The sequence below is a fragment of the Thioalkalivibrio sp. ALE30 genome, from assembly GCF_000377465.1.
GTDB lineage: Bacteria > Pseudomonadota > Gammaproteobacteria > Ectothiorhodospirales > Ectothiorhodospiraceae > Thioalkalivibrio.
This window is the reverse complement of sequence record NZ_KB898174.1, coordinates 97,036-121,479: the sequence shown is the minus strand read 5'-3', so window position 1 is coordinate 121,479 and position 24,444 is coordinate 97,036. Positions and strand designations below refer to the sequence as shown.

Annotated in this window: 19 protein-coding genes and 1 pseudogene; 6 read left to right on the top strand and 14 right to left on the bottom strand. The window is 66.8% G+C overall.

Features of this window, described 5'->3' with window-relative positions; genetic code table 11:
• Nucleotide 1: 1 nt before the first annotated feature.
• From D107_RS0110825 to D107_RS0110800, 6 genes are all read right to left on the bottom strand, one after another.
• Nucleotides 2–592, bottom strand: coding sequence for an SPOR domain-containing protein (locus tag D107_RS0110825; RefSeq protein ID WP_018881451.1), 591 nt, complete (start codon nucleotides 590–592; stop codon nucleotides 2–4).
• 3 nt (nucleotides 593–595) lie between these two features.
• Entirely contained in the window at nucleotides 596–2,359 is a 1,764-nt protein-coding gene (gene argS, locus D107_RS0110820) for an arginine--tRNA ligase (protein ID WP_018881450.1), read from the bottom strand.
• An 87-nt stretch (nucleotides 2,360–2,446) separates the two neighbouring features.
• Nucleotides 2,447–4,651, bottom strand: coding sequence for a primosomal protein N' (locus D107_RS0110815; RefSeq protein ID WP_018881449.1), 2,205 nt, complete (start codon nucleotides 4,649–4,651; stop codon nucleotides 2,447–2,449).
• A 480-nt stretch (nucleotides 4,652–5,131) separates the two neighbouring features.
• Nucleotides 5,132–6,520 (bottom strand): NAD(P)(+) transhydrogenase (Re/Si-specific) subunit beta, encoded by a 1,389-nt coding sequence (locus D107_RS0110810; RefSeq protein WP_018865546.1) that lies wholly within the window; start codon nucleotides 6,518–6,520, stop codon nucleotides 5,132–5,134.
• A complete protein-coding gene (locus D107_RS0110805; RefSeq protein ID WP_017942675.1) occupies nucleotides 6,517–6,828 on the bottom strand; it encodes an NAD(P) transhydrogenase subunit alpha in 312 nt (103 codons plus the stop codon). The genes D107_RS0110810 and D107_RS0110805 overlap by 4 nt, the downstream gene beginning before the upstream one ends.
• Nucleotides 6,825–7,958, bottom strand: a complete 1,134-nt coding sequence (locus tag D107_RS0110800; RefSeq protein WP_038035344.1) for an NAD(P) transhydrogenase subunit alpha — start codon at nucleotides 7,956–7,958, stop codon at nucleotides 6,825–6,827. Before D107_RS0110800 ends, D107_RS0110805 begins: the two co-directional genes overlap by 4 nt.
• 378 nt (nucleotides 7,959–8,336) lie before the next feature.
• Between D107_RS0110800 and D107_RS0110795 the strand changes: the two genes are divergently transcribed.
• From D107_RS0110795 to D107_RS0110775, 5 genes are all read left to right on the top strand, one after another.
• Nucleotides 8,337–8,918, top strand: coding sequence for an HNH endonuclease (locus D107_RS0110795; RefSeq protein ID WP_018876543.1), 582 nt, complete (start codon nucleotides 8,337–8,339; stop codon nucleotides 8,916–8,918).
• Between the two features lie 113 nt (nucleotides 8,919–9,031).
• Nucleotides 9,032–10,126, top strand: a complete 1,095-nt coding sequence (gene hemH / locus D107_RS0110790) for a ferrochelatase (RefSeq protein ID WP_018881447.1) — start codon at nucleotides 9,032–9,034, stop codon at nucleotides 10,124–10,126.
• Between the two features lie 34 nt (nucleotides 10,127–10,160).
• Nucleotides 10,161–10,919, top strand: a complete 759-nt coding sequence (locus D107_RS0110785; protein ID WP_018881446.1) for a molybdopterin-binding protein — start codon at nucleotides 10,161–10,163, stop codon at nucleotides 10,917–10,919.
• Between the two features lie 118 nt (nucleotides 10,920–11,037).
• A complete protein-coding gene (locus tag D107_RS0110780; RefSeq protein ID WP_026280802.1) occupies nucleotides 11,038–11,757 on the top strand; it encodes a 2OG-Fe(II) oxygenase in 720 nt (239 codons plus the stop codon).
• A gap of 278 nt (nucleotides 11,758–12,035) precedes the next feature.
• Nucleotides 12,036–13,025, top strand: coding sequence for a DUF4382 domain-containing protein (locus D107_RS0110775; protein WP_018881444.1), 990 nt, complete (start codon nucleotides 12,036–12,038; stop codon nucleotides 13,023–13,025).
• Between the two features lie 205 nt (nucleotides 13,026–13,230).
• Here D107_RS0110775 and D107_RS0110770 read toward each other — a convergent pair whose 3' ends face one another.
• The 4 genes and pseudogenes from D107_RS0110770 to D107_RS14190 form a co-directional block, all read right to left on the bottom strand.
• On the bottom strand, nucleotides 13,231–15,546 hold the full coding sequence (locus D107_RS0110770) for a S8 family serine peptidase (protein ID WP_018881443.1): 2,316 nt from the start codon (nucleotides 15,544–15,546) through the stop codon (nucleotides 13,231–13,233).
• Between the two features lie 358 nt (nucleotides 15,547–15,904).
• The gene (mrtJ, locus tag D107_RS0110765; RefSeq protein WP_018881442.1) at nucleotides 15,905–16,363 is read right to left on the bottom strand and encodes a JDVT-CTERM system glutamic-type intramembrane protease; all 459 of its coding nucleotides are present in this window, start codon (nucleotides 16,361–16,363) and stop codon (nucleotides 15,905–15,907) included.
• 223 nt (nucleotides 16,364–16,586) lie between these two features.
• Entirely contained in the window at nucleotides 16,587–19,070 is a 2,484-nt protein-coding gene (locus D107_RS0110760) for a choice-of-anchor F family protein (RefSeq protein WP_196799937.1), read from the bottom strand.
• Nucleotides 19,071–19,502: 432 nt separating this feature from the next.
• Nucleotides 19,503–19,748 (bottom strand): annotated as a pseudogene (locus D107_RS14190) (hypothetical protein); the annotation flags it as partial.
• A 241-nt stretch (nucleotides 19,749–19,989) separates the two neighbouring features.
• Here D107_RS14190 and D107_RS13345 point away from each other — a divergent pair.
• Nucleotides 19,990–20,958 carry a hypothetical protein gene (locus D107_RS13345; protein WP_155988109.1) on the top strand — a complete coding sequence of 323 codons (969 nt, stop codon included), beginning with the start codon at nucleotides 19,990–19,992 and terminating at the stop codon, nucleotides 20,956–20,958.
• A 179-nt stretch (nucleotides 20,959–21,137) separates the two neighbouring features.
• Here D107_RS13345 and D107_RS0110750 read toward each other — a convergent pair whose 3' ends face one another.
• From D107_RS0110750 to gspL, 4 genes are read right to left on the bottom strand one after another with little or no spacing between them, the layout of a single operon-like run.
• Nucleotides 21,138–21,845: an outer membrane protein assembly factor BamD gene (locus tag D107_RS0110750; protein WP_026280801.1), complete on the bottom strand. Its 708-nt coding sequence runs from the start codon at nucleotides 21,843–21,845 to the stop codon at nucleotides 21,138–21,140.
• Nucleotides 21,821–22,639, bottom strand: coding sequence for a type II secretion system protein N (gene gspN / locus D107_RS0110745; protein WP_018881438.1), 819 nt, complete (start codon nucleotides 22,637–22,639; stop codon nucleotides 21,821–21,823). The genes D107_RS0110750 and gspN overlap by 25 nt, the downstream gene beginning before the upstream one ends.
• Nucleotide 22,640: 1 nt before the next feature.
• A complete protein-coding gene (gspM, locus tag D107_RS0110740; protein WP_018881437.1) occupies nucleotides 22,641–23,141 on the bottom strand; it encodes a type II secretion system protein GspM in 501 nt (166 codons plus the stop codon).
• Nucleotides 23,138–24,433, bottom strand: a complete 1,296-nt coding sequence (gspL, locus tag D107_RS0110735; RefSeq protein ID WP_018881436.1) for a type II secretion system protein GspL — start codon at nucleotides 24,431–24,433, stop codon at nucleotides 23,138–23,140. The genes gspM and gspL overlap by 4 nt, the downstream gene beginning before the upstream one ends.
• Nucleotides 24,434–24,444: the final 11 nt, after the last annotated feature.

Below are 24,444 nucleotides of genomic sequence, written 5' to 3'. Positions count from 1 at the left end.
GTCAGCCCTGGTAGCGCAGACGCAGGGCCTCGATGTTCTCGGTGCGCAGGCGCTCCAGCGCCTGGCGCACGCGGTCCTCGTCACTGAACGGGCCGAGGTACACGCGGTACCAGGTCTCGCCCTGGATCTCGACCTCGTGCACCTGCGGGTCGAGGCCCAGCAGGGTCAGGCGCGCCTTCATCTCGTCGGCCTGGGCGAAGCGGCGGAACGAACCGGTCTGCAGGACCACCGGCTCCCCCTCGCTGGGGGAAGCGGCGGGCGGCAGGGTCGGGGCAGAGGTGTCGCGCTCGGATTCCGGTACGCGGATCTCGTCCTCGGGCAGCAGCTCGTAGTAGCGAAACCGCGGTTCGTCGTCCGACGGTACGGTGTCGCGCTCCACGGGCGCCGGGGTCGGGGCCGGAGCGGCGGTCTCGGTCCCCGGGTCGCCGAACAGCGCGCCCAGGTCCGGCGAGCGGTCGGCCCCCTGCAGGTACAGCACGGCGGCAATGCCCAGCCCGATCAGCAGGCCGATCAGCATCCACACCCAGCCGGGGATCGGTCGCGCGGCCTTGCGCGGGGTGGACTTGCGACGGGTCTTGCGGGCCTGGGCCATGGTCTACATCCGTTCCGGGGCGGTAACGCCCAGCAGGCGCAGGCCATTGTGCAGCACCTGCTTGGCCCCGGTCAGCAGGGCCAGGCGTGCGCCGATCACGGCGGCATCCTCCGCGTTCAGGAATGGCACCGCGTTGTAGTAGGCGTGAAAGCCGGCTGCCAGCTCGCGCAGGTATTGGGCGATCTGGTGCGGTTCGCAGGCCTCGGCGGCCGCCGCGATCACCTCGGGGAAGCGGTCCAGGCGATCCAGCAGGTCGTCTTCCTGCGGCTCGGTCAGGCGCTCGGACAGCCCGGTGTCGTCCAGCGCGCTGGCGGCATGGCCGCGCTCGGCCGCAGTGCGCAGCACGCTGGCGATGCGCGCGTGGGCGTACTGGATGTAGTACATCGGGTTGTCGTTGGACTGCGACTTGGCCAGGTCCAGGTCGAAGTCCAGGTGCTGGTCGCAGCGCCGCTGTACATAGAAGAAGCGCGCGGCATCCGACCCGACCTCGTCGCGCAGTTCGCGCAGGGTGACGAACTGCCCGGCGCGGGTGGACATCGGCAGGCGTTCGCCCCCGCGGTAGAGGATCGCGAACTGCACCAGCAGCACGTCCAGGCGGTCGGCCTCCAGGCCCAGGGCCTGCAGGGCGGCGCGCACGCGCGGGACGTAGCCGTGGTGGTCGGCGCCCCAGATGTTGATCACGCGCTCGAAGCCGCGCTGGAACTTCTCGCGGTGGTAGGCGATGTCGGAGGCGAAGTAGGTGTAGTCGCCGTTCTCGCGGCGCACCACGCGGTCCTTGTCGTCGCCGTAGTCGGTGGAGCGGAACCACAGGGCCCCGTCCTTCTCGTACAGCGCGCCGTGCGCCTCGAGATCCTGCACCGCGGCATCGATCGCGCCGGAGTCGGCCAGGCTGCGCTCGGAGAACCAGCACTGGTACTCGACCCCGAACTCGCGCAGGTCGTCGCGGATGTCTTCGAGGATGGCGTTCAGGCCGCAGTCGAACACCGTGCGGTACAGCTCCGGGCCCAGCAGCTCGCGGGCGCGGGCGATCACCGCGTCGATGTAGATCTCCTTGTCGCCACCGGCCGGCTCGTCCGGCGGGAGGTCGCGGGTGACGGCCTCGGTCGCGTGCACGGCCTGTTCGCCGATCTGTGCGGTCAGGGCCTGGGCGACCGGGTAGATGTAGTCACCCTGATAGCCGTTGGCCGGGAACGGGACCTGCACGCCGTGCTGTTCCAGATAGCGCAGCCAGACGCTGGCGGCGAGGATGTTCATCTGCCGCCCGGCGTCGTTTACGTAGTACTCGCGGGTGACATCGAAGCCGCAGAAATCCAGCAGGTCGGCGACGGTGGCGCCGAACGCCGCGCCGCGGCCGTGGCCGACATGCAGCGGGCCGGTGGGGTTGGCGGAGACGAACTCCACCTGCACCGGGCGACCGCCGCCCACGCTGGAGCGGCCAAAGTCGGCGCCCTGGGTGGCGATGCGGCCCAGCACAAGCGTGCGGGCATCCGCGGCCAGGCGGAAGTTGATGAAGCCGGGGCCGGCGATCTCGGTGGCGGCGAGACCGGGTACCTCGGGCATTGCGGCGCTGAGCGCCTCGGCGAGGTCACGCGGTTTGCTCTTCGCCGGGCGCGCGAGCTGCATCGCGAGGTTGCTGGCAAAGTCGCCGTGCTCGCGGTCGCGGGCGCGCGTGACCTGCACCTCGACACCGTGATCGGCGGGTACACGGCCATCGGCCACCAGGGTCTCCAGGGCGGCCGCGAGGGCCTCGGTGAGGGTGTCTTTCAAGAGGGGCTCGATCCGTCGTGTAAAAAGGGCCGCATTCTAACCCGGAAGCGGCGCACGTGCCGCCCCGGCGCCTGCCGCGGGAACGGGTCAGGCGAGCGAGACGGGGTCGATGTCGATGGCGATGCGGGTGCCGCGCGGCAGGTCGTCGGCCTGCCAGGCGTGGCGCGCCTGTGCGAGGCCCTCGTGCAGGGGGTTGCGGCGCGTGGACTGCAGCAGGATCTGTTCGCGGAAGCGGCGGTTGACGCGATGACGCGGCGCGGGGGCCGGGCCCAGTACCCGCAGGCCCTCGGTCGCGGCGCTGCGCAGGTGGGTGGCGACACGCTCGGCATGGCGGCGGGTGGTCTCGGCATCGCCGGCCTCGACCCGGACCAGGGCCAGGTGGCCGTGGGGCGGCATCTCGGCGGCGGCGCGTTCCTCCAGCAGGGGCGCGACCATTGCCGGGTAGTCGGCGGCATCCAGGCCGCGAATCAGGGGGTGGTCGGGATGCCCGGTCTGGAGCAGCACGCGTCCGCCGCCGGAACCACGCCCGGCGCGGCCGGCAGCCTGCACGATGAGCTGGAGGGTGTTTTCCGTTGCGCGCAGGTCGACGCTGAACAGGCCCTGGTCCACGTCGATCACACCGACCAGTCCGACCTGGGGGAAGTCGTGGCCCTTCGCCAGCATCTGGGTGCCGACCACGATCGCGGCATCCAGCTGGCGGATACGGTCCAGTGCCGCCTCCAGCGCGCCCTTGTGACGGATGCTGTCGCGGTCCAGGCGGATCAGGGGGGTGGTCGGGAAGTGCCGCGCCAGGGCCTGTTCCAGCCGCTGGGTGCCGAGGCCGCGCTGCGCCAGCGGCTCGCCGCATTCCGGGCAGCGCTGGGGGCGGGGTTCGTGGTGGCCGCAGAGGTGACAGACAGCGCGCGGGTTGTGCGCGTGAATGGTCAGTCGGGCATCGCAATCCGGGCACTCGGCCACCCAGCCGCAGGCGTCGCAGGCCAGTACGCGGGCGAAGCCGCGGCGGTTGAGCAGCAGAAAACACTGGTGGCCGGCCGCAAGGGTCTGCTGCATGGCGTCGAGCAGCGGGGCGGTCAGGCCCTCGTCCGTGAGGTGTACGCGCGTGTCCACGGTCTCGACGGCGGGTGGCCGGGTCCCGTCCGGGCGTGTGGTCAGCCGGGCGTGGGCGTAGCGGCCCGTGGTGGCCGCGTGCAGGCTCTCGAGGGTTGGGGTGGCGGAACCCAGAACCACCGCGGCCTGCTCCAGCTGGCCGCGCTTGATCGCCAGGTCGCGGGCGTTGTAGCGGAACCCGTCCTGCTGCTTGAAGGCGCTGTCGTGTTCCTCGTCGACGATGATCAGGCCGAGGTCGGGCAGCGGGGTGAAGAGGGCCGAGCGGGTGCCGACGACGATGCGGCGCTGGCCCTGGCGGGCGGCCTCCCAGGCGCGCAGGCGTTCGCCCTCGGCCAGGCCGGAGTGGAGCAGGGCGACCTGCCCGGGAAACCGCTGCTGGATGCGCGCGCTCAGTTGCGGGGTCAGGGCGATCTCGGGGATGAGGAACAGCACGGCGCGCCCGCCTGCCAGCACGCGTTCGGCCATCTGCAGGTAGACCTCGGTCTTGCCGCTTCCGGTCACGCCCTCCAGCAGCAGCGGTGCGCCGGTCCCGGGCGTCAGGGCCTCCACGGCCGCGCGCTGGTCGGGGGTCAGATCGTGGTCGCTGGTGGTCGGCGGTGGCGGCTGTGTCGGGTCGGGCGTGATCGTCTCCAGCCAGCCACGCGCCTCATAGTCGCGCAGTTCTCGCGGGGCCAGCTGCAGGCCGGTCGCGGCGGCCAGGGTGGCGCGATCCAGGGCCGTGGCCGCGTGTCCCGGCTCCAGGGCGCGGAGGACCGCCTGCTGGCGCCGACCGCGCGCGAGGCCGTCGGCCAGGGCGCGGGTGCCCTCGGGGGTGATCCGCCACAGGGTTTCGGGGGTTAGGGCCGGCAACGGGTCGCCGTGGCGCAGGGCCGGTGGAAGTGCCCCCAGCAGGGCCTCGCCCAGCGGGTGATGGTAGTAGCGGGCCCCGAATCGCAGGAGCTCCAGCAGGCGGGGCGAGAGGAGCGGTTCGCTCTCCGGGGCCTCGTTCACCGCCCGCAGGCGTGCGGGCGGCACGTCGCTGGTGGTCGCCAGCTCGACCACCAGGCCGACCGTGGAGCCTCGGCCGAAGGGCACGCGAACCCGCTGTCCGGGCGTGAGCGACAGGTCTTCGGGGATGCGGTAGTCAAACAGCCGATCCAGGGGGCGATCCAGCGCGATGCGGGCGATTCGGGGCGCGACGGGCATGGGCCCAGTTTACTGCGTCGGGGCCCGGGAAGGGGGAGTCAGTTGTCTCAGGGCGGGTCGGGTTGTTATCCACAAAAGCTGTGGATAACTCTGTGGGTGAAACGGGGGGAAGGGCTCTAAATGCTTGTTACTGCTGGGGGCGTCTTGGATTGGCCAAAAATCGACCAGAAGTCAAAAGAATCGAAGAAACAGAGAGTTACGATCTTTATGTGAAACGGAGTGCGCGCTCTGTGTGCTAAGCGGCCGTTGGTTTCATCGCTTGTGGGTAGTCTGTACAGGGTGTGTACAATTGTGACGCCGTCCCGGGGGTTCATCGGGTCTTGAGGAAACAGTGATTCATGCGCACGCAAAAGCGACTCGAGCGCCAGTGTGTACATTGAGCAGTGTTTCCCGAGCCAACAAAAAACCCGGCACCGCGAGGCGGTTGGCCGGGTTTCGGTGGCGGGACCCGTATCCGGATCTCGCATTTGGGGCGGGCTACTAGCCGAGGGCCTTGACCGATGCCACGAGCTCGGCGGCCACCTTCTGGCCGTCGCCGTAGAGCATCTGGTTGTTGTCGGCGTAGAACAGGTGGTTCTCGATGCCCGAGAAACCGGAACCCTTGCCGCGCTTCACGCAGATGACGTTGTGGGCCTGGTCGGCGTTCAGGATCGGCATGCCGTAGATCGGCGATTCCGGGTTGGTCCGGGCCACCGGGTTCACGACGTCGTTCGCGCCGATCACCATCGCGACATCCGCGGTCTTGAACTCCTCGTTGATCTCGTCGAGGTCGAAGATGATGTCGTAGGGCACGCCGGCCTCGGCCAGCAGCACGTTCATGTGCCCGGGCATGCGGCCCGCGACCGGGTGGATCGCGAACTTCACGTCCACGCCGCGCTTCTGCAGCAGCTGGGTGAATTCCCAGATCTTGTGCTGCGCCTGCGCGACGGCCATGCCGTAGCCCGGCACGATGATGACCTTCTCGGCGTAGGCCATCATGATCCCGGCATCGTTGGCCTGGATCTCCTTCATCGTGCCTTCGATCTCTTCCTCGGCGCCGCCGGCGGAGCCGCCGAACTGGCTGAACAGGATGTTCTTGATCGGGCGGTTCATCGCCTTGGCCATCAGCTGCGTGAGCAGCGTACCGGCCGCGCCGACCACGATACCGGCGATCATCAGCGCCGGGTTGTCGAGCACGATGCCCTTCAGGCCGACCGCCAGGCCGGTCAGGGCGTTGTACAGCGAGATGACCACCGGCATGTCGGCGCCGCCGATCGGCAGCGTCATCAGGATGCCGAAGGCCAGCGCCAGGACGAAGAACAGCAGCAGCGTCGCCGAACCGATCTCGCCGCCGCCGGTGGCCATCAGGAAGCCGAGGATCACGGTGATGGCAAAGATCGCGATGTTTACGACCTGCTGGCCAGCGAAGGTGAAGGTCTTCTTCATCAGGCCCTGCAGCTTGGCGTAGGCCACCAGTGAGCCGGAGAAGGCCACCGAGCCGATCAGCGAGCCGGTCACGGCGATCGCCAGGCCGGTGTTGCTGACGGTTTCCGGGGTCGCCTGCAGCAGGTAGATCGCGCCGATGCCGGCCGCGGCGCCGCCGCCCATGCCGTTGTACAGCGCGATCATCTGCGGCATGTCGGTCATCGCGACCTTCTTGCCGCTCCACCAGGCCAGCGCGCCGCCGATGGCGATACCCAGGATGATCAGGGTGTAGTTCACGCCGCCGGAGATCTCCGGATGCACGAAGGTCACGAGCGTGGCGATCACCATGCCCACGCCGGCCCAGATGATGCCCGGCCGCGCGGTGGTCGGCGAGGACATCTGCTTGAGGCCGACGATGAACAGTACCGCCGCCGCAAAATAGGCGAGGTTGATGATCATGCTCATGCGTTATCTCCCTTCTTGTCGTCCTTCTTGCTGGTCTTGAACATCTCCAGCATGCGTTCGGTGACGACGTAGCCACCCACGGCGTTGCCCGCGGCCAGGATCACGGCGACAAAGCCGATGGCCTGTTCCAGCGGGGTCGTGGCATGGCCCAGCGCGACCATGGTCCCGACCAGCACGATGCCGTGGACGAAGTTGGAACCGGACATCAGCGGGGTGTGCAGGATGACCGGCACCTTGGAGATGATCTCGTAGCCGGTGAAGGCCGCGAGCATGAAGATGTACAGCGCGATAAAGCCTTCGATGATCATGAGTTCGCTCCCTTCAGGGCCTCGCGGGTGGCCTCGTGCACGATCTCGCCGTCGCGGGTCAGCACGCTCTTGGCGATGACCTCGTCATCCCAGTCCGGCTGGAACTCGCCGCCCTCGGCGATCATCGGCGTGAGGAAATTGAGCAGGTTCTTGGCGTACATCTCGGAGGCATGCAGCGGCACCTGCGAGGGCACGTTCAGCGGGGCATGAATGGTCACGCCCTTGTGCTTGCTGGTCTTGCCCGGCTTGGACAGCTCGCAGTTGCCACCGCCCTCGGCCGCCAGGTCGATGATGACCGCGCCCGGCTTCATGCCCTCGACCATGTCCTTCGGGACCAGTTTCGGCGCGTCGCGGCCCGGGATCGCGGCGGTGGTGATCAGCACGTCGGCCTTGGAGATGAACTCGCCCAGGGCATCCTGCTGTTGTTTCTTCTCTTCCGCGGTCAGTTCGCGGGCGTAGCCGCCTTCACCCTCGGCGGAGACGCCCAGATCGAGGAACTTCGCACCCAGCGACTCGACCTGCTCCTTGGTGGCGGAGCGCACGTCATAGGCCTCGACCATCGCGCCCAGGCGCTTGGCCGTGGCGATCGCCTGCAGCCCGGCAACGCCGGCGCCGATCACGATGACTTTGGCCGGGCGGATGGTGCCGGCCGCGGTGGTCAGCATCGGGAAGAAGCGGCAGGACAGATCCGAGCCCATGATCGCGCCCTTGTAGCCGACCACGGCCGCCTGCGACGACAGCACGTCCATGCTCTGGGCGCGCGAGATGCGCGGGATCAGCTCCATCGCGAAGCTCAGGATCTTGCGCTCCTGCATCGCCTTGACCACGTCTGGATTGCGGTGGGCATGGAACAGGCTGACGACGGTGGAGCCCTCCGGCAGCTGGTTGACCTCTTCCACCGTCGGTGGGGCCACGCGGACCATCAGGTCCGACTGGCCGTAGGCCGTCTCGGTATCGACCACGGTGGCCTTCTCGTAGGCCGTGTCCGGGAAATGGGCATTGGAGCCGGCACCCTTCTCCAGCTGCACGGTGACGCCCAGATCGCTGAACTTGGCCGCCACCGTCGGATCCAGGGCCACGCGACGTTCGCCGCTGGCGGACTCCTTGGGAACGGATAATTTGATTGCCATGCGCTCTCTCCCCGGGCCAAACGTCCCGGTACTCCCCTGGGACGATCAGCCGCGCTCGCGGGTGGTGAAATCGGATGCGGCACGCCTGAAGCGGGCATGCCGCACAAAAAACGACCCGCGAGTGTAGCGGAATCGCCCCCGTGCTTAAACCGTGTCCTGCGCTTGCAGGGTCTTGTTCCGGGCCGCGGAGCGTACGACACCTCGGGTCATGGCGTTGTAATTGCTTTGTTCTCGAAGGCTGTTTATTGTTTTTCCGGTCAGTGTTGCGCTGAGGGAGACGCGGGCGTGCGATTCAATCAGCGTCTCCCAAAGGGGGCATGGATTTGTTCACTCGACCCCGCGTGAGCAAATCCGTGTTTCCTTGAGACGGGACGGGTCATGTTGCCGAACGAGCATCAGGTCCTGCGCACGGACGCCGCGGGCATGCCGCTGGAGTGGATCGGCCTGGAGCAGGCCGTGCGCCTCTACTACACCGAGCAGGTGGCCTACACCTGTGGCAGCCCGCTTTATCGCATGCGCGGCGGCATCAACGCCCGCACCGGGCTCCAGTCGCGGGTCGAGGTCAACTCGATCATCGCGACCCATGGCACCCGCCAGTCCCGTTTCAACAACTACATCCCTCCGCTCAACAACACCACCCTGTTCCGCCGCGATGCCCATCTTTGTCTGTACTGCGGCCAGCATTTCTACGAACGCGACCTGTCGCGCGACCATGTGACCCCCATCAGCCAGAACGGCGAGGACACGTGGACCAACGTGGTCACCGCCTGCAAGCGCTGCAACAACCACAAGGCCGGGTTCACGCCGGAAGAGGCCGGGATGCAGCTGCTGGCCATCCCGTTCACGCCGACCCATGCGGAATACATCTTCCTCAAGGGCAAGCGCGTGCTGGCCGACCAGATGGAATTCCTGCAGGCGCACTTCCCGCGCACCAGCCCCCTGCGCGGCCGTCTGGGCTGAACCGGCGCTGGCTGCCCCCGGGTCGCCGGCGCGCTATCCTTGACCGCTGAACCAAATGGCGCTGCGCCACTCCGACAGGGAGTCAGCGTCCCCTCATGTCGGCAAGGAGCACCATGAAGTACTTCGGAGAAGCGGATTATCGTCACGGCCAGGCGCGCGACGTCGGCGTATTGCTGACCAACCTCGGCACGCCGGACGAACCCACCGCGCCCGCCCTGCGCCGCTACCTGAAGGAGTTTCTCTGGGATCCGCGCGTGGTCGAGGTCCCGCGCCCGATCTGGTGGCTGATCCTTAACGGCGTCATCCTCAACATCCGTCCGAAGCGCTCGGCCGCCAAGTACGCCACCGTCTGGACCGACGAAGGTTCGCCACTGTTGGCGATCTCGAAGCGCCAGGCCGAGGGCGTGCGCCGCCGGCTCGCCGAACAGACAGGGGAGGCGATCCCGGTTGCGCTGGGTATGCGCTATGGCAACCCGTCGATCGCCGCGGGGCTGGACGAGCTGCGCCGCCAAGGTGTGCGCCGCGTGGTCGTGCTGCCGCTGTACCCGCAGTACTCGGCCAGCACCAACGGCTCCACCTTCGATGCCGTCGCCGATGTGCTCAAGGGCTGGCGCTGGGTGCCGGACCTGCAGTTCATCGCCGCCTACGACGCCCATCCCGGCTACATCGAGGCCCTGGCCAGCAGTGTGCGCGAGCACTGGCAGGAACACGGCCAGGCCGACCGCCTGGTGATGTCCTTCCACGGCATCCCCAAGCGCTACCTGCTGCAGGGCGACCCCTACCACTGCCTGTGCCATGCCACCGGGCACAAGCTGGCGCAGGCGCTGGGGCTGAATGACGACCAGTGGCAGGTCACCTTCCAGTCGCGCTTCGGGCGCGAGGAGTGGCTGCAGCCCTACACCGACAAGACCATGGAGGCCTTGCCAGGGCAGGGCGTGCGCTCGGTGGACGTGATCTGCCCCGGCTTCTCCGCCGACTGCCTGGAGACGATCGAGGAGATCGGCGACGAGAATCGCGAGATCTTCCAGGAGGCCGGTGGCGAACGCTTCCACTACATTCCGGCCCTGAACGACCGCGCGGATCACCTCGACTTCCTGGCCGGGCTGCTGCACCAGCATCTGGCGCCGTGGCTCAACGATCCGGACAACGCCCCCGAGGCGCGTGCCGCGGCCCGCGAGCGCGCGCTCGCGCTGGGCGCCAAACAGTAACGTGGCGAAGGCCGGGGCGATGGACGGACCCGTGATGGCTGAACGGGAGCCGGGCGAGATCGAGATCGGCGCCGTGATCATTGGCGACGAACTCCTCAGCGGCAAGCGCCGGGACCGGCACCAGGCGCACCTGACCGAGGCGCTCGCCGAGAAGGGCCTGGAGCTATCGTGGATTCGGATCGTGGGTGACAACGCCCGCCTGTTGGCGCAGACGTTCCGCGAAACCCTGGCAAGCGGAGCCGAGGTGTTCAGCTTCGGCGGTATCGGAGCAACCCCGGATGATCGCACCCGCGCCTGCCTGGCCGAGGCGCTGGGGCGACCGCAGGTGCCGCATCCGGACTTCATGGCCATCCTTGAGGAGCGCTTCGGGGCCGAGGCCTGGCCGCACCGCGTGCGCATGGCCGAGCTCCCGGAGGGCGCGAGCCTGATCCCGAACCCGGTCAACGGCATCCCCGGGTTCAGCTGCGAACGCCACCACTGTGTGCCCGGCTTCCCGGTGATGGCCGAGCCGATGGCGCGTTGGGTCCTGGAGCAGCGCTTCCCCGACCGCGACGCCGCCGCCGGCGCCGTCGAAGAAACCCTGCGCCTGGAGAACGTCACCGAAAGCCGCCTGGTCCCCATCCTCGAGGCGATGGAGGCGGCCTTCCCCGATCTGCGCATCTCCTGCCTGCCGCGCATGGACCGCAACGCCCCGCAGGTCGAACTGGGCCTGCGCGGCCCGCGCGCCCGTGTCACCGAGGGTCAGGCCGCACTGCGCCAGTACCTGATTGCCGGCGGTTTCCTGAGCCACTGACGCGGTTCGAGCAGATCCCGTCGAAAGTGCTTGCGCGCCGAGCCGGGCGCGGTATATTGCTGCCTTGCAGGCACCCGCCTGTGTGCCGCTTCGGCGGCCCGAATGGAAGACCCCGCCCGTGAATCTGTCCGTTCCCGGCCCCGAGTGGTCGGACCTTGCCGACACGCTCCCGTCCCGCGCGCCAGCGGTCATCGGATCCCCAGTTCCCGAGGGCCGTGAGCCGGCAGGCTGGCTGGATGCGCTGATGCGCGATCAGCGGTGTGTCTGGCCCGATTTCCTGCCAGCGGACACGGTCGATGCGCTGCATGACGAGATCTACGCCCTGCGTGATGCCGCGCAGCTGGCGCAGGCGCGGATCGGTCGGGGGGGCGAGCGCCATCGCGACCGGGCCACCCGCGGTGACTGGATCCACTGGCTGGATGGTGCCAGCCCGGCCCAGCAGGCATTTATGGAGCGCCTGGATGCGATACGGCTGGAGGTGGGCCGGTCGCTGATCCCGGGCCTGTTCGAGACCGAATCGCACTTTGCCCTGTACCCGCCCGGCACCCATTACGCCCGGCATGTGGATGCCTTCCAGGCCGGCAACTGTCGCCGGCTGTCGCTGGTGTTCTACCTGAACCGCGAGTGGCACGAGCAGGACGGCGGCCAGCTCGCGATCTATGACGATGCCGGCCGCGAATGCCAGCGTATCCAGCCGACGGCCGGCACCCTGGTGATGTTCCTCAGCCAGAGCGTGCCGCACGCGGTCCTGCCCACCCGCCGCTGGCGCGCCAGCATCGCCTCCTGGATGCGCGTGCGCGAGCTTGCCAACCCGCTGTCCAGTCTCGACCGCTTCTGAAGGCCCCGGGCCTGGGCCGCGCCTCCAGGGGCGCGCTGGCGAACTGACCAGCCTTGCCCAGGCGGGTTGCTGCACCGGGGCAGTCGGCTTGCGGTGATGCACTGCGCCTGGCCTCTTGGTTGGTTGTGCGAGTGGAAAAGGCCCAACCGGTCACGGGAGCGAACCCAGTCCTGTGACCGATTTCAGGTTTTCCCTGTCCGCCATCCGTCTATTCCTCCATCGACTCCGACCAACTGGCTAGACTTGTACCGGACGTTACTGGCTGAAGGGAGGCTGCGATGAACAAGATTGGCAATCTGACGCGTTTGGTGGGTTTGGGGATCGCGACTGCGGGGCTCGTTGCCTGCGGTGGCGGCAGTAGTGACGGGAGCAGCAGCGGTGGCGGCACCGGGCAGATGAGTCTGGCCGTCACGGATGCACCGGTCGATTCGGCCAGCCGGGTGGTGGTCCGTTTTACCCATATCGAACTGCAGCCCTCCGACGGCGAGCGTATTCGCATTGATCTGGGTGAGGACGAATCCGTGCGCGAGATCGATTTGCTCGCGCTGCAAGGCGAAGACTCCGAGTTCCTGTTCGAGGATGAAGAAGTCCCCGCCGGTGATTACGCATGGATCCGCTTTTATCTCGAACCCGAAGAGGGCGCCAGTACGCCCCCGCTTTCCAATTACGCGACCAGCTCGTTCATCGAGTTCGTGGATGGCTACAGCGAGAATCTGATCATCCCCGGCGGGCTGCAAGCAGGATTGCAGCTGTCCAGTGGTTTCAGCGTCGCGGACGGCGAGGAGGTTTCGTTCACCGTCGACTTTGACCTGCGCAAGGCGATCCGCGAAGACAACCGGTTTGAGGGCTACCACCGGATGCGGCGCTCGCTGCGCCTGGTGGACAACCGCGAAGCGGGTGCCATCACGGGAACCGTGGATCCAGACCGCCTCCCCGCGGACTTCACCTGCGAGGAGCGTGAAGAGGGACTGCACGCCTGTCCGGGCGCGGCGGTTTATGTTTTCGAGGGTCCCGATCGCGAGCCGCGCGATCTCCGTGATGACGACGACGATGCGGTCACCACGGCCAACGTCTACTACCGCCATGTCGAGGCGACCGGTGACTGGGAGTACCGCTACACCGCAGGCTTCCTGGAGGCGGGCGACTATACGGTGGCGCTGACCTTTCAGGCGGACGAGGACGATCCGGAGGAAGCCACTCCCATCGACTTTGTCGATCAGGCCAACGCCGAAGTCGAGGCAGGCGAGACCACGGAAGTGAACTTCTAGGCCCGGTTCTCCGTCGTGTGGGACAGGAAAGGGGCCCCTGGCGATCGCCAGGGGCCCCTTTTTTGGGGCGCGAGGCCCGGTCACGGGCGCGATCCAAGATGCGGCTGGTCACGCGGCGCTTCATGTGACTCCGGGTAGATCAGAGACCCACTGGCGAGAGTAAAGCGTGCCGTCAACAGGAAGCAGGACTAAATGATAGGCAGGTCTACAGGGGGAAGCCCCCGTCGGTGAAGGGTCGCCAGGCGATTTCGAAGTCGAGGCCGGTGCGGTCGCGGTCCAGCTGGAATGTCTCGCCGGCTCCATGCCGGGGCCATTCGCCACAGGCGTCTGCGCCGGAACAGATCTGTCCCTCACCCGCGATATTGGTGCCGGCAACGACGCGATAGTCGCCCGCGGGTACCCCCTCGAAACGGTAGTGGTAGGCCCCGTGTGCCGGTTCCAGTGTGGTCTGCGCGACGACGCGGTCGTCCCGGTCAAGCAGCAGTACGTACACCTGTCCCACCGTGTCGCGTTCCGGGTCGCGCTCGGCGACCTGGATGCCGATCGGGATGTCCCGCTGGTCGCCTCCTTCCGCAGTAACGCGAACGCGGGATTCGTAGTTCCCGGGGGGCAGGGTGTCGCGCTGCCCGTGGGCGCGGTACAGGCCCAGGCCGTCTTCGGTGACGTCGTGTAGCTGGAGGGTCGCCCAGGGAGCCTGCGAGCTGATGTCCTCGATCCGCAGCGCGCCATCGCCCCCGTTGCGTAGCCGAAGGTCCAGGCGGGTTCCGGTGAACCCGAAGTCCAGGACGTTCGGGGTCGCCGAGATCCGGGGCGCCAGTTCTCCCGCGCCGGCACGAGCCGCGATCGCCTGGACGGCTCGATATGCGTCGATCTCGCCCCAGCCGGTCTCCGGGTCCCATCCCTCGGGTCTCAGGTCTCGGGTCAGTTCGCCTGCTTCCAGCAACTCCAGGAGTAACCCCGGCGAGAGTTCCGGGTTGATCCCACGGCCCAGTGCCAGGACGCCGGACACGACCGCCGTGGACATTGAGGTGCCCAGGAGGAATTCGTAGTCCGATTCAAGCGTTCCAGACGGGCTCTCCTGCACCCAGGTGCTCAGGATGCCGTCTTCACGTGGACCGGAACCACCCCCGGGGGCCACCAGGTCCAGACGGGGACCGTAGTTGCTGTACCAGGCGCGTTCGGAATTGCGGTTAGTCGCGCCCACCGCAAGCACCGATTCGTAGGCCGCGGGGTAGCCGACCTCTGCGCGGCCATCGTTGCCCGAGGCCGCGACCACCAGGATGCCGAGCTCGCGCACCTCCTGAAAGAGTTCGTCGGCCACCTGGCTGTACCCGCCGCCGCCAAGGCTCAGGTTGATGATGTCTGCCGTCTGTTCGGGCACGGCTCCGGAATCGGTCTCGAGCCCGGCCGCGTAACGAACCCCCTGGAGCGTATCGTTCAGGGTCCCGGTGTTGTTCAGTGTCCATACGGGCAGGATGTCCGCGCCCCAGGAGATACCGGCGACGCCGAGACTGTTGTGGCTGGTCGCCCCGATGATTCCGGTCACGTGCGTACCATGCCAGGAACGCTCTTCGTCGCAGGTGCTGTCGGCCGGGTCGCAGGCAAACCGCTGCGTGGGGAATAGTCGGTCTGCGTCCAGGTCCTCGTGCTCGCGATAGACACCGGTATCGATGACGGCCACGACCACCTCTGCGTCCGGTGCCTGGCCGGTGGTGATGTCCCAGGCCTGCGGCAGGTTGATGGCCTCGTGGAACCATTGCTGGTGCCAGCGGGGATCGTTCGGTGTGAGCAGGGGCTTGAGCCGGTAGTTGGGCGAGGCCGAGGCGATGTCCGGTTGCGCCCGCAGCGCCTTGATGACGCGCAGGGTGTCATGGCGGGCGGCGTGGTCCGGGGTCTTCCAGCCCAAAGCGGGCGAGATGGACGGTGCGGAAAGGCCCAGGGTGCTGATCACCGCTTCCGCGTGGCCCTCCGGGATCCGCCAGAGCTGCTCCCGCCCCGGTGCCCCGGAGACTTGCTGCAGGCCCATGTCGGCGGGAGTTTTTACCAGCGCGGAGGGGCGAATCTCACGGGTTCGGCGCACCAGGACTTCCCCAGGCACGAAGTCATCCGCGACACGCAGGCTTGCCGCATGCAGCGGATCCAGCATGGACGAGGTGTCCAGGCGCAAACGGTACGCCGACTGCCCGGAGAAGGCCTGCACTTGCACAAAGTATCGTCCATCCTCCGGGGCGACCACGCGTTCGAACCCGTCGAGACCGATGGAGGCATCCACCAGCCTCCCGTCTTCATCGATCAAGTACAGGTCCAGATCGGCCCGTGCGGGATCCGGGAACTCCAGCAAGGCCTGGTCACCCGCTTCGAACTCGGCCACGAACACATCAGTCGGGTCGTCCCGTTGGTCCACGAAGCCGCCAATGATGGCGGGCATGCGCACCGGCTGTGCTGTGGTGAGACGGTCATTGCCGGAGCTCGGGCTTTCGGGATCGTTTGTATCCGAATCCACATGATGCAGGGCCTGCACCTCGATGCTGCCGGCGACGACAAATCCCTCGCCCCCTGCGCTGGACGACCCGCCGCCTCCGCAACCGGTCGTCAGCAGCGCTATCCCGAGTACCCAGACAAGCCCGATCTGGCGTATCCGGCTGTTCGCCTTGTGTGGAGGGAGAGAGATGCGGCCGCAAGGCGCCTGGTGTCGAGGATTCACTTGGATGTTTCCTGAACGTATCTTCCGGATACCCGGTGGTTAGGCGGCATGGTTCCGTTGCTGCGAGGCAAGGAGTGTACTTGGGTTACGCGTTGCTCGAACAGGCAAGGTTGGGCTCGCCGACTCCCTGTGCGCCGCATAGGGCTGACCGGACAAGGGGGCGTGTCCTCGCCGATCACCCGGTGGGCGCCAGTCCCGCCAGTATGTATACCCCGTTGAACAGGATATGCAGAGCAATGGGCCAGCGCAGGTTCCCGTAGCGCTCGCGAAAGTGCCCCAGTGCCAGCGACGGCACCAGTATGCTTAATGCCCACAGCGGCGGCTGATGAACGAGATGCAGGGACGCAAAAACCGCGCTGGTCAGCAGGTTCGCCCGTGTCACTCCCAGATGCCTTTCCCGGAAGCGCGGGCGGCGTAGCAGTTCCCCCTGAAGTAGCCCTCGAAACAGCCATTCCTCGACCACCGGATACAGCAGCAGGACCGCCAGTAAATGCCAGTGATCCGCGACGATGGGGCGGGCGTATCCGGGGGGCAGCAGCACCCACAACCCCAGCCCGACCACCGCGGTGGCTGCCAGCAGCAGATGAAGGTGCGGATCGCGCCATCGGGAATCGGGTGCGGCCTGGCGGCTCATCAGCGTCCCCTGGTTCGAGGATACGGGTTTCGCAACAGGCGGCCCCTATGGAAACACCGGGCACTGCAGCACATGGGATCGATGCTGTTCCGCGCCCGCAAGGCGCAACGCGAACACAGAACCCGCCGGCGTCTTCAAGGGGGACAGTAACCTGCCTCCGCGCGTTACTCCAACAAAAAAGCCCGCACCGGCGTACCGGTGCGGGCTTGTGGACGCAGACGCCCTAGCGGTGGGTCTTCAGACCCAGCCGGCGACGCAGGACGAGATAGCCCAGGGCCAGCAACACCAGCCCCGGCAGCAACGGATCAAAGGCGTTGCCGCTACCCACAGTACAGCCGCCACCACCACCGGAACTGGTGACACGCCGGTCGACTGTGACCGTCACCGTCGCCGGTGCCGACACCTGGCCATCCACAATGGCCGAGTAGGTGAAGGTGTCATCGCCGGAAAAGAGCGCGTTGGCGGTATACGTGACGGTCTGATCGTCGTTTACAACGACGCTGCCGTTTCCGGGCGCATTCACGATCTCCACCTTGGTGCGGCCCGGCACTGCGATACCGTCATAGGTATCGTTCGCCAGCACGTCGATGGTGACCGGGTCCGTTCCGACAGTACGGGCCGTATCGTTGGCCGCAACCGGCACGATCGTGTCCAGCACTTCGTCGGGATCCACCCGGACAATCACCAGCGCGGAGTTGGACTCCTTGCCCTCGACCGACACCGTGTAGGTGAAGTAGTCCACGTTGGGCAGCAGCGCCCCGGCATCCGCGGTGTAGGTCACCGTGTTGTCGGGATTGAGGTTCACCGAACCGAAGGACGGTTGCCCACCCAGGGTGACCGTGGCCTCGTTCGGATCAACCGGCTCGCCATCCACGGTGTCGTTGGCCAGGATGTTGATTGTTACCGGGTTGGTGGTGACCGTGGTACCGGAATCATTCCGGGCCACCGGCACACTGGGGTCCGGCGGGGCCACGACCACTACCTTCACGGTTGCCGCGTTGGATGCCGCACCGTCCACCGTGGTGGTGTAAGTGAAGGTGTCCTCCCCGGTAAAGCCCGTACCAGGGGTATAGGTCACCGTCTGATCTGCGTTCACGGTCACACTGCCGCTGGCCGGGTCACTGGCGATCTCCACCGTTGCCACATCAGGATCGACCAGGGCCCCGTCCAGCAGATCGTTGGCCAGTACATTGATCTCGACGGCCTCATTGCGCCCGGTCACCGCCGAGTCATTGATCGCGACCGGAACACCCGTAGCCGCCATGTAGCTGCTGAGGGCCGGCGCTTCCTTGCCTTCCTTGGTCCACTCCGGCTCTTCGGTGCCCGCGGAGCCGTCGAAACCATTCATGGAAATCGCGGTGTAGCGCAGGGTGATCGTGTCAAACCTGGGATCACCGGTATTGAAGGAGGCGGTCTCGCGGTCACCCTCTTCCAGAAGAGCCTCGCCCAGATACAGGTAGGTGTCCATGTTGATGCCGCTGAGGTCGTCGCTTTCCGCCGTCCCGTAGCGGGTCGGATCATCATCATCGATGTTGCGGCCCAGAAGCCTTGCGGCCCACTGCACGAGCTGGTTGTCAGGCACGATCGCGAAGTTGTCGGCCACGCCGTAGCGCCAGTGGTCACCATCCCACCAGGCCATGATGGCATCGCCCTCGGTTTCCGGGTCGCCGTCGTCGTGGCGCTCGATCACGATCGGCACGATGCTGTCGGACATCATGTACCCGAACACGTTACCGGGGATGACGACCTCGGCACCCGCGCCCTGGTTTTCGCTCAGATTAAAGTAGTTCGGCCGGATGGCACCGCGATGCCCAAACTCATTCAGGGCGCTCCCGCTGTCAATGTACCGTGTCTTGGTGCCCGTCTGAACGTCCTGAGGCGGGAAGAGCCCCGAGGCCTGATCGTCCAGGAAACCCGGGTCGAAGCGCGTGCGTTCACCCGTGTCAAACATCTTGGGCGAGAAGTGGGCATAGCGCTCCGGGTTCCAGACGGAACGCGGCCCGGCGCCGGTGTTGCCGACGAAGAACCCTCGCTCGACTGACTCGCTGAGCTCGAAGGCGACCCCGTCGGAGAAGGACAGTTGTGTGAAGTTGCCATCCTCGTCGGTGGTGCCTACCTCGACCCGGATGCCCAGCAACCGCTCGTCGGTATCGTTGATGAACTTCTGGATGACGCGATAGATACGTCCAATGCCGAACTCGTCCCGGAAGGCGTCCAAGGCTTCACCGCCATCGTCTTGCGGGTCTTTCACGCCCTTGTAGCGCTTGTCACCGACCCCCAGATTGAAGACGAGATCAATGGGGACATCTACCTCCTGGACCTCCAGGAACACGCGCTTCGAGCTGCCCGGGGCGTCACTGCAGGTCTTCGGTACGATCACGCCTTCGAACTGATCCGATTCGCGTTCCCCGGATGCCATGATGCAGTTCTGCACGGGAAAGGCAAAATCGTCCGTAACCGCCTGGATGCCGGGCGCGCGGCCGCTGCCGTCGTCCAGATCCCAGCCGATGAAGGCCACGCTCCCGGTGCCATCCCCCTCGCTGTCCGCGTCCCGCGCATCGCGGTCCGGATAGATGAAGGTTCGGCCATCCGGACGCTCCCCGTCGACGATCAACGCATTGACGTCGTTCCAGTCCAGCAGACGAGGCACCGGTACGTCCACGAAGGTCGAGGGGGTCGGCTCCTGCGCCACTACCGGTCCGGACATCAGGCCGGCCGCAAGCGCGCCGACCGACGCCGCCCTGATCAGGGTCGACAAAGGCTGTTTTCGCATAGTCCACATCTCCAATGAAATACGAGCATGATCGGCAACCGATCGCGCGCAGGTCGTGATCCTTCATGGGAGCGAATGAATCGAAGGCCGCCAAACCTTCTCCCCCGTCGCGCGCCGACCCGGTCCAACAGGGCCCGGGTACTCTTAAAGCTAGATGCGATTCTCGTGGTTGTAAATGGCTATTTGACAGGGAGGATCGCTGACCTTTAACGGCCGATAAACCTTATGCGCACCGAAAACTGCAGCACCATCACGATCCACCTCACCCCCTGGTTCCGACCGGCGATACCTTCATCCGCCCCCTCTCCTCCCCCTGAAATGCGAACCGGGGCACACAACCCCGCACCCACGACACGATGATCGGCGGGTGTCGTCGGCCAGGTCGCAGGCAAACCGCTGCGTAGGGAAAAGTCGGTCCGTATCCAGGTCCTCGTGCTCGCGATCGACACCGGTATCGATGACGGCCACGACCACCTTTGCGTCCGGTGCCTGGCCGGTGGTGATGGCCCAGGCGTGCGGCAGGTGGATGACCTCGTGGAACCATTGCTGGTGCCAGCGGGGATCGTTTCGCGTGAGCAGTGGCTTGAGCCGGTAGCTGGACGAGGTGGAAAGTGGGTTCAGGGGGGGGGCAGTCAGCAGTCTTCACGCTAATCCACTCGCACAAGCGTTGCGGGTGAGGTCCGGGCCGCCAACCGTGTGCCCGAGTTCTCTTTTTCGATATCCATCAAGTCGCTTTCCCTTGACTCTTCCGGGGCCGCATGTTCGGCCCAGAGTGGCGATCGGGCTTCGGGATCTTTAGACTTTGCTATGGCCACAAGGCCTTTAAGGGAAAATTCTCAGGGAGAAAGACACGATGTGGAATCCGAAAACGGTCCAGGGACCGGCATGGAAGTTTGGACTGGCAGCGGTGACGGTTGGGCTGATGGCAGGTTGTGGGGGATCCTCCTCCGGCGATGGCGGTAACGGCGGCGGCGAGACTGCAACGCTGTCCGATGAAGAGGCGGCGGCGGTTGCCATCGCCTCGATCGGGGGTGCCGAGAACTACACGAACCTGAGCCTGGCCTTCGCACCTGACGATGTCGACTTTGATGGTGACCAACTGCAGGGGGCCTCGGTTCTCGCGACCCAGGCCGGGCTGAAGGCGAAAGAACTGGAGGCGCAGCAGACGGAACAGTGCGACAGCGGTAGCGTTACCATTAACGAGACCACTGCGGGCTTTGTCGTTGACTGGAATCAGTGCCAGTTTTCCACTGGTGATGGTGGTGCGTTCTACATGGACGGTATTGTGACGTACGCGGAAGGGTCGAGCCCGCTGGCGGATTTCACGGAGCTGCTCGAGGCGAACTTCGATGCGTTCGACATGGACGTGACGTTCTCCAACGACGATCGCTTTGCGATGTCGCTCGATGGTTCTCTGGCGATCCACTGGAACGCAAGTCCTCAGCGCACCCTCGCCGTATTCGACTTCGGGGCCATGTCCTCGATTGAATGTGGCGGTATCAGCGATCAGTTTGATGCCCTGATGGACGTGAGCATCCGCGCCGATGACACCGGTGATGGCACCGATATGGAGGTCAATGGGCGGGTGGAGAACGATGGTGCACGCGTAGACGTTGAAACGACCCGGACCATCTATACTCCGGATGGCACGATCTATCCTGAGGACGGGGTGTTTGTGGCAACCCATGGGGGCAGCACGACTACGGTCGAGTTTGTCCAGGGCGGGCTCAACGTTGATGGCACGTTCTATACCTGGGACGAGTTTGAAGAAGAGTATCTGGCCGAGGAAGAAAACCCGGCTTTCTCGCAGTGCGGCGTGTAGCGCGGCGCTGAGCGGTCTTTGAACAGTGCCCGACAAGGGCCCGGATCCTGTCAGGATTCGGGCCCTTTTTTTGGTTCTCGAGGTAGGGGATGGGACTGGGGCGATGCGCGATGCGCGATGCGGGATGTCTGGTACGCGCGGCTGCGCCTCCCGTACCGGCGGATGTTTCTCCGATCGAGTCAGCCCCCGGCATCCTCCTCCTGGCTTTGGAGCCGGTCCGCGGCGGTTTGCGCGGCGGCGGTGCCGGGGTAGTAGTCACGCACGTATTCGGTGCGTGCATGGGCCTCATCCTGGGTTCCGGCCGCGGCGGACTGGTCGGCGATCTGGAGTTCGATGTCGGCCAGGTTCTCGCGCAGGCGTGCGAGACGCGGGGCGACGGACTCGGTGTATTCCGACATGGGGTAGTCGTTCAGGAAGGCGGCGAGCCGCAGGAAGACCTGGCGGCCCGGCTCGATGCGCTGTTTTGGCGGCACGGAGGAGGCCCGGTTCCAGGTTCCCAGTTGCGCCAGGGCGCCCAGGTAGGCGGCGTAGTCGATGTCCGGATGGTTCGGGTGCTCCTCGAGAATGGCATCGGCGAGGTTGCGGGTGCGCGTAAACTCCCCGCGCTGCAGGCATACGCGGGCAACGGACAGGCGGACGTCGACCGCGCCCGGCGCCTCAGCGGTATCGAGTGCATCGTAGGCGGCGCGGCAGTCCCCGCGGTCCAGCGCATGCCGGACGTCCGCTGGCGGGGAGTCGGCTCCCTGTGGCGGCGTCGTGGCGCAACCGGTCAGGGCCAGGCCGATCAGCACGCAGGCCGCGAGCGAAACGGGCGCAAGGGAGCGACGGTGGCTGTTGGGCGCGAACGTGGATTGTTCAGGTGTCACGGGGCTGATCCTGCGGTCCATAAATACCGTCCCTGCTCATCACGACGGAGGTTGTTTTGGAGTAGGCGCTTGATGCTGTCATCGGCGTGGTCGCGCGGGTCCAGCCGCACTTGCGCGTGCAGGCCCGGCGGGTTCGTTCGCAGGTCCAGGCGGAGGGTGCCGGTGATCCCCAGTTCGGCCTCCGGCGAGGCATCGAGCTCGATCCCCAGAAGCCCATCCCCGTCGCGCAGAGTGGCGCGTTGCTCGCCCAGAGGCAAGGGACGCGGGAGGCCTGCTGCCGCTTGCTGCCAGTTGACCCGCCCCGAGGCCTGCTCCACCGACCCATCCCGCCGGATTCGAAGTTGCAGGTCGCTCGCCAGCAGGTGGCCGTTCAGCACGAGCGGGATGCCGGTATCCCACTGATGCAGGGCAGTTGCGGGCAGGGTGCCTTCGAGTCCCGATAGTTGCAGGCTGCCAGGCCCGACCCGCAGGGCCCCGAGGAGCTCGCCCCCGCCGGGCGGGAGCCAGTGGAGGTTGGCGGCCAGCCCCCCGCGAAGCAATTCGCCAGGCCGGAGTTCCCACTGCAGATGCCCCATGGGCCCCACAGGGGACTGGAGCCCATCGACGCTGCCCCGCCAGACCGACCCGTGCACCTGCTCCCAGGCGATGCTGTCCGGCAAACCGGCCCACCGTTCGGCCGCCGCCAGCGCGACGGAGGCGGGCAGGCGCGCAACCAGCGCGACCAGCAGCGCGAGCACGAAAAAGGCCCCCAGCGAACACCACGGCGCGCGATACGCCTGCCGTTGGGCGGCCGGGTTGTCCTGGTCCGTATTCATGCTAGGGCTCGCGGGTGAGAAAGAGTTCGGCATTGACCCGCCCCGGGTCGACGACGCGTTCCAGCAGGATGCGTCCCGGGACGACGCCGTCTTCCTGCTCCAGTTCGCCGAGCCAGCGCATCAGGGCGCTGTAGGGCACGGCTTCGAGGTGTACGTTCACGCCGGTCTCGCTCGGCCGCGCCCGGGCAAGGTGCTCGCCCAGGCCGGAGGCCCGGGCGGAGGCATCCACGTGGGCGATCAGCGAGCGGCCTTCGAGACGCGGGCGCGGATCGGCCTGGGCCGAGCCACGGTCACGGGAGGCGGCTGCCGCGGCCGCAGAGGCATTGGCATGCATCCAGGCGAGTTCCGCGCGGGCCTCGGCCAGCCGCTCGCGGGCCTGTTCGCGGCTGTCCAGCAGGGGCTCGATCACACCCAGGAACCCGGCCGCGATCAGGAGGATCAGCCCGCCCGCCAGCAGGAGGCGTTGTTCGCGGCTTTGCAGGTTGTTCCAGAAGGCCTTCATGGTTCTTGCTCGATGGTCATGCGTGCTCGGACGCCCCGTTCCCCGGTCTCTGCCGAGACGATCCGGACACGCGCGGTCAGGGCTTCGCGCAGGTCCTCGCGCAGGCGTTCCAGTTCCGCGATTCCGCTGCCCTCCAGCTCGAGTTCCAGGCGGTCCGGCTCGCCTCGCAGCCGCTGCAGCGCGAGATCACGCGGTGCGAGGCCCTCCATGATGCCGGCCATGGATTCGCCGAGCGGGCTCAGCACGGTGGGTGTCGTCGTTGCTGCCCCGTTCTGGCCCAGCAGGGCCTCGAACTGGGCGACCGGGTCCACCATGCGGGACTGTGGCAGGGTCGCCTCGAACAGGGCCGCGATGTCGCGTTCGGTCGCCCGGTACTCGCGCTCCAGCTGCGTGCTTTCCAGCCACAGGGATCCTGTCCAGAGTACGGCCAGTACGAGTGCCAGGGCGGCAGGTACGCGCCAGGGGGCGGGCAGGGCCGCGAACGAGGCCGGCCCCTCGGCGGGAGACGCGAAATCGAAGGCCAGTGCACCGCGCAGGGCCCGCTGCAGCCCCGACGGCGGGATAGCACCTGATTGCATCCCGGCCAGAAGGAGTTCGAGAACACCCCCTGTCCAGTCGGGCGGGGGGTGGAGGGGGGCACGCGGGTCCGGTTCCGTGCCGGGTTCGACCACAAGGGCCGCACCCGTAGCGGGCTGCGCCTCGCCATGGGCGTCATCGGGGGGCGTTGTGAAGGGGCGCTGCTGCAACCACCAAGCGGCGACCTCGCTCGGCATCGCGAGGGGTTCGGCCTCCGGCGAGAGCACGATACTGCGCTGTGCGCCCGAGAACAGAAAGGTCTCGTCACCGGTTTCCAGACCTCGAAGGAGAGAAAGGTCCGGAATCAGGTGCGAGACATGGATGCCTTGCTCGTGCAGCCAGCCTTCCCAGTGTTCCAGGTCGCGGCGGGCGGCCACGCTGGCCGTGGTCTCGGTGCCGCGACGCGGACCGGCGACGATCCGGAGTTGCTCGAGATCCTCGCTGAGGCGCTCCTCGAGGGCGAACGGCAGCGCCCGGCGCCGGACACGGCTCGATTTGCCGGGGACGAAGACTCGATGGAGGGGGGCGCGTTCGCCCGGCAGCAGTGCGACCACCGTCCGGTCGTCCGCGGAAATCAGCGTACACAGTTCGTCCGGCGTGGCCTCGCCCTGTCCCGCCACGGCCCCGTTCCTGTGCAGACGAAGCCAGCGCAGCCGCAGCGGCGCATCCGCGCCGAGCATTTCGGGTTCCGGTAACTGGAACAGGAGCCAGTTCATGCCGATTCCGG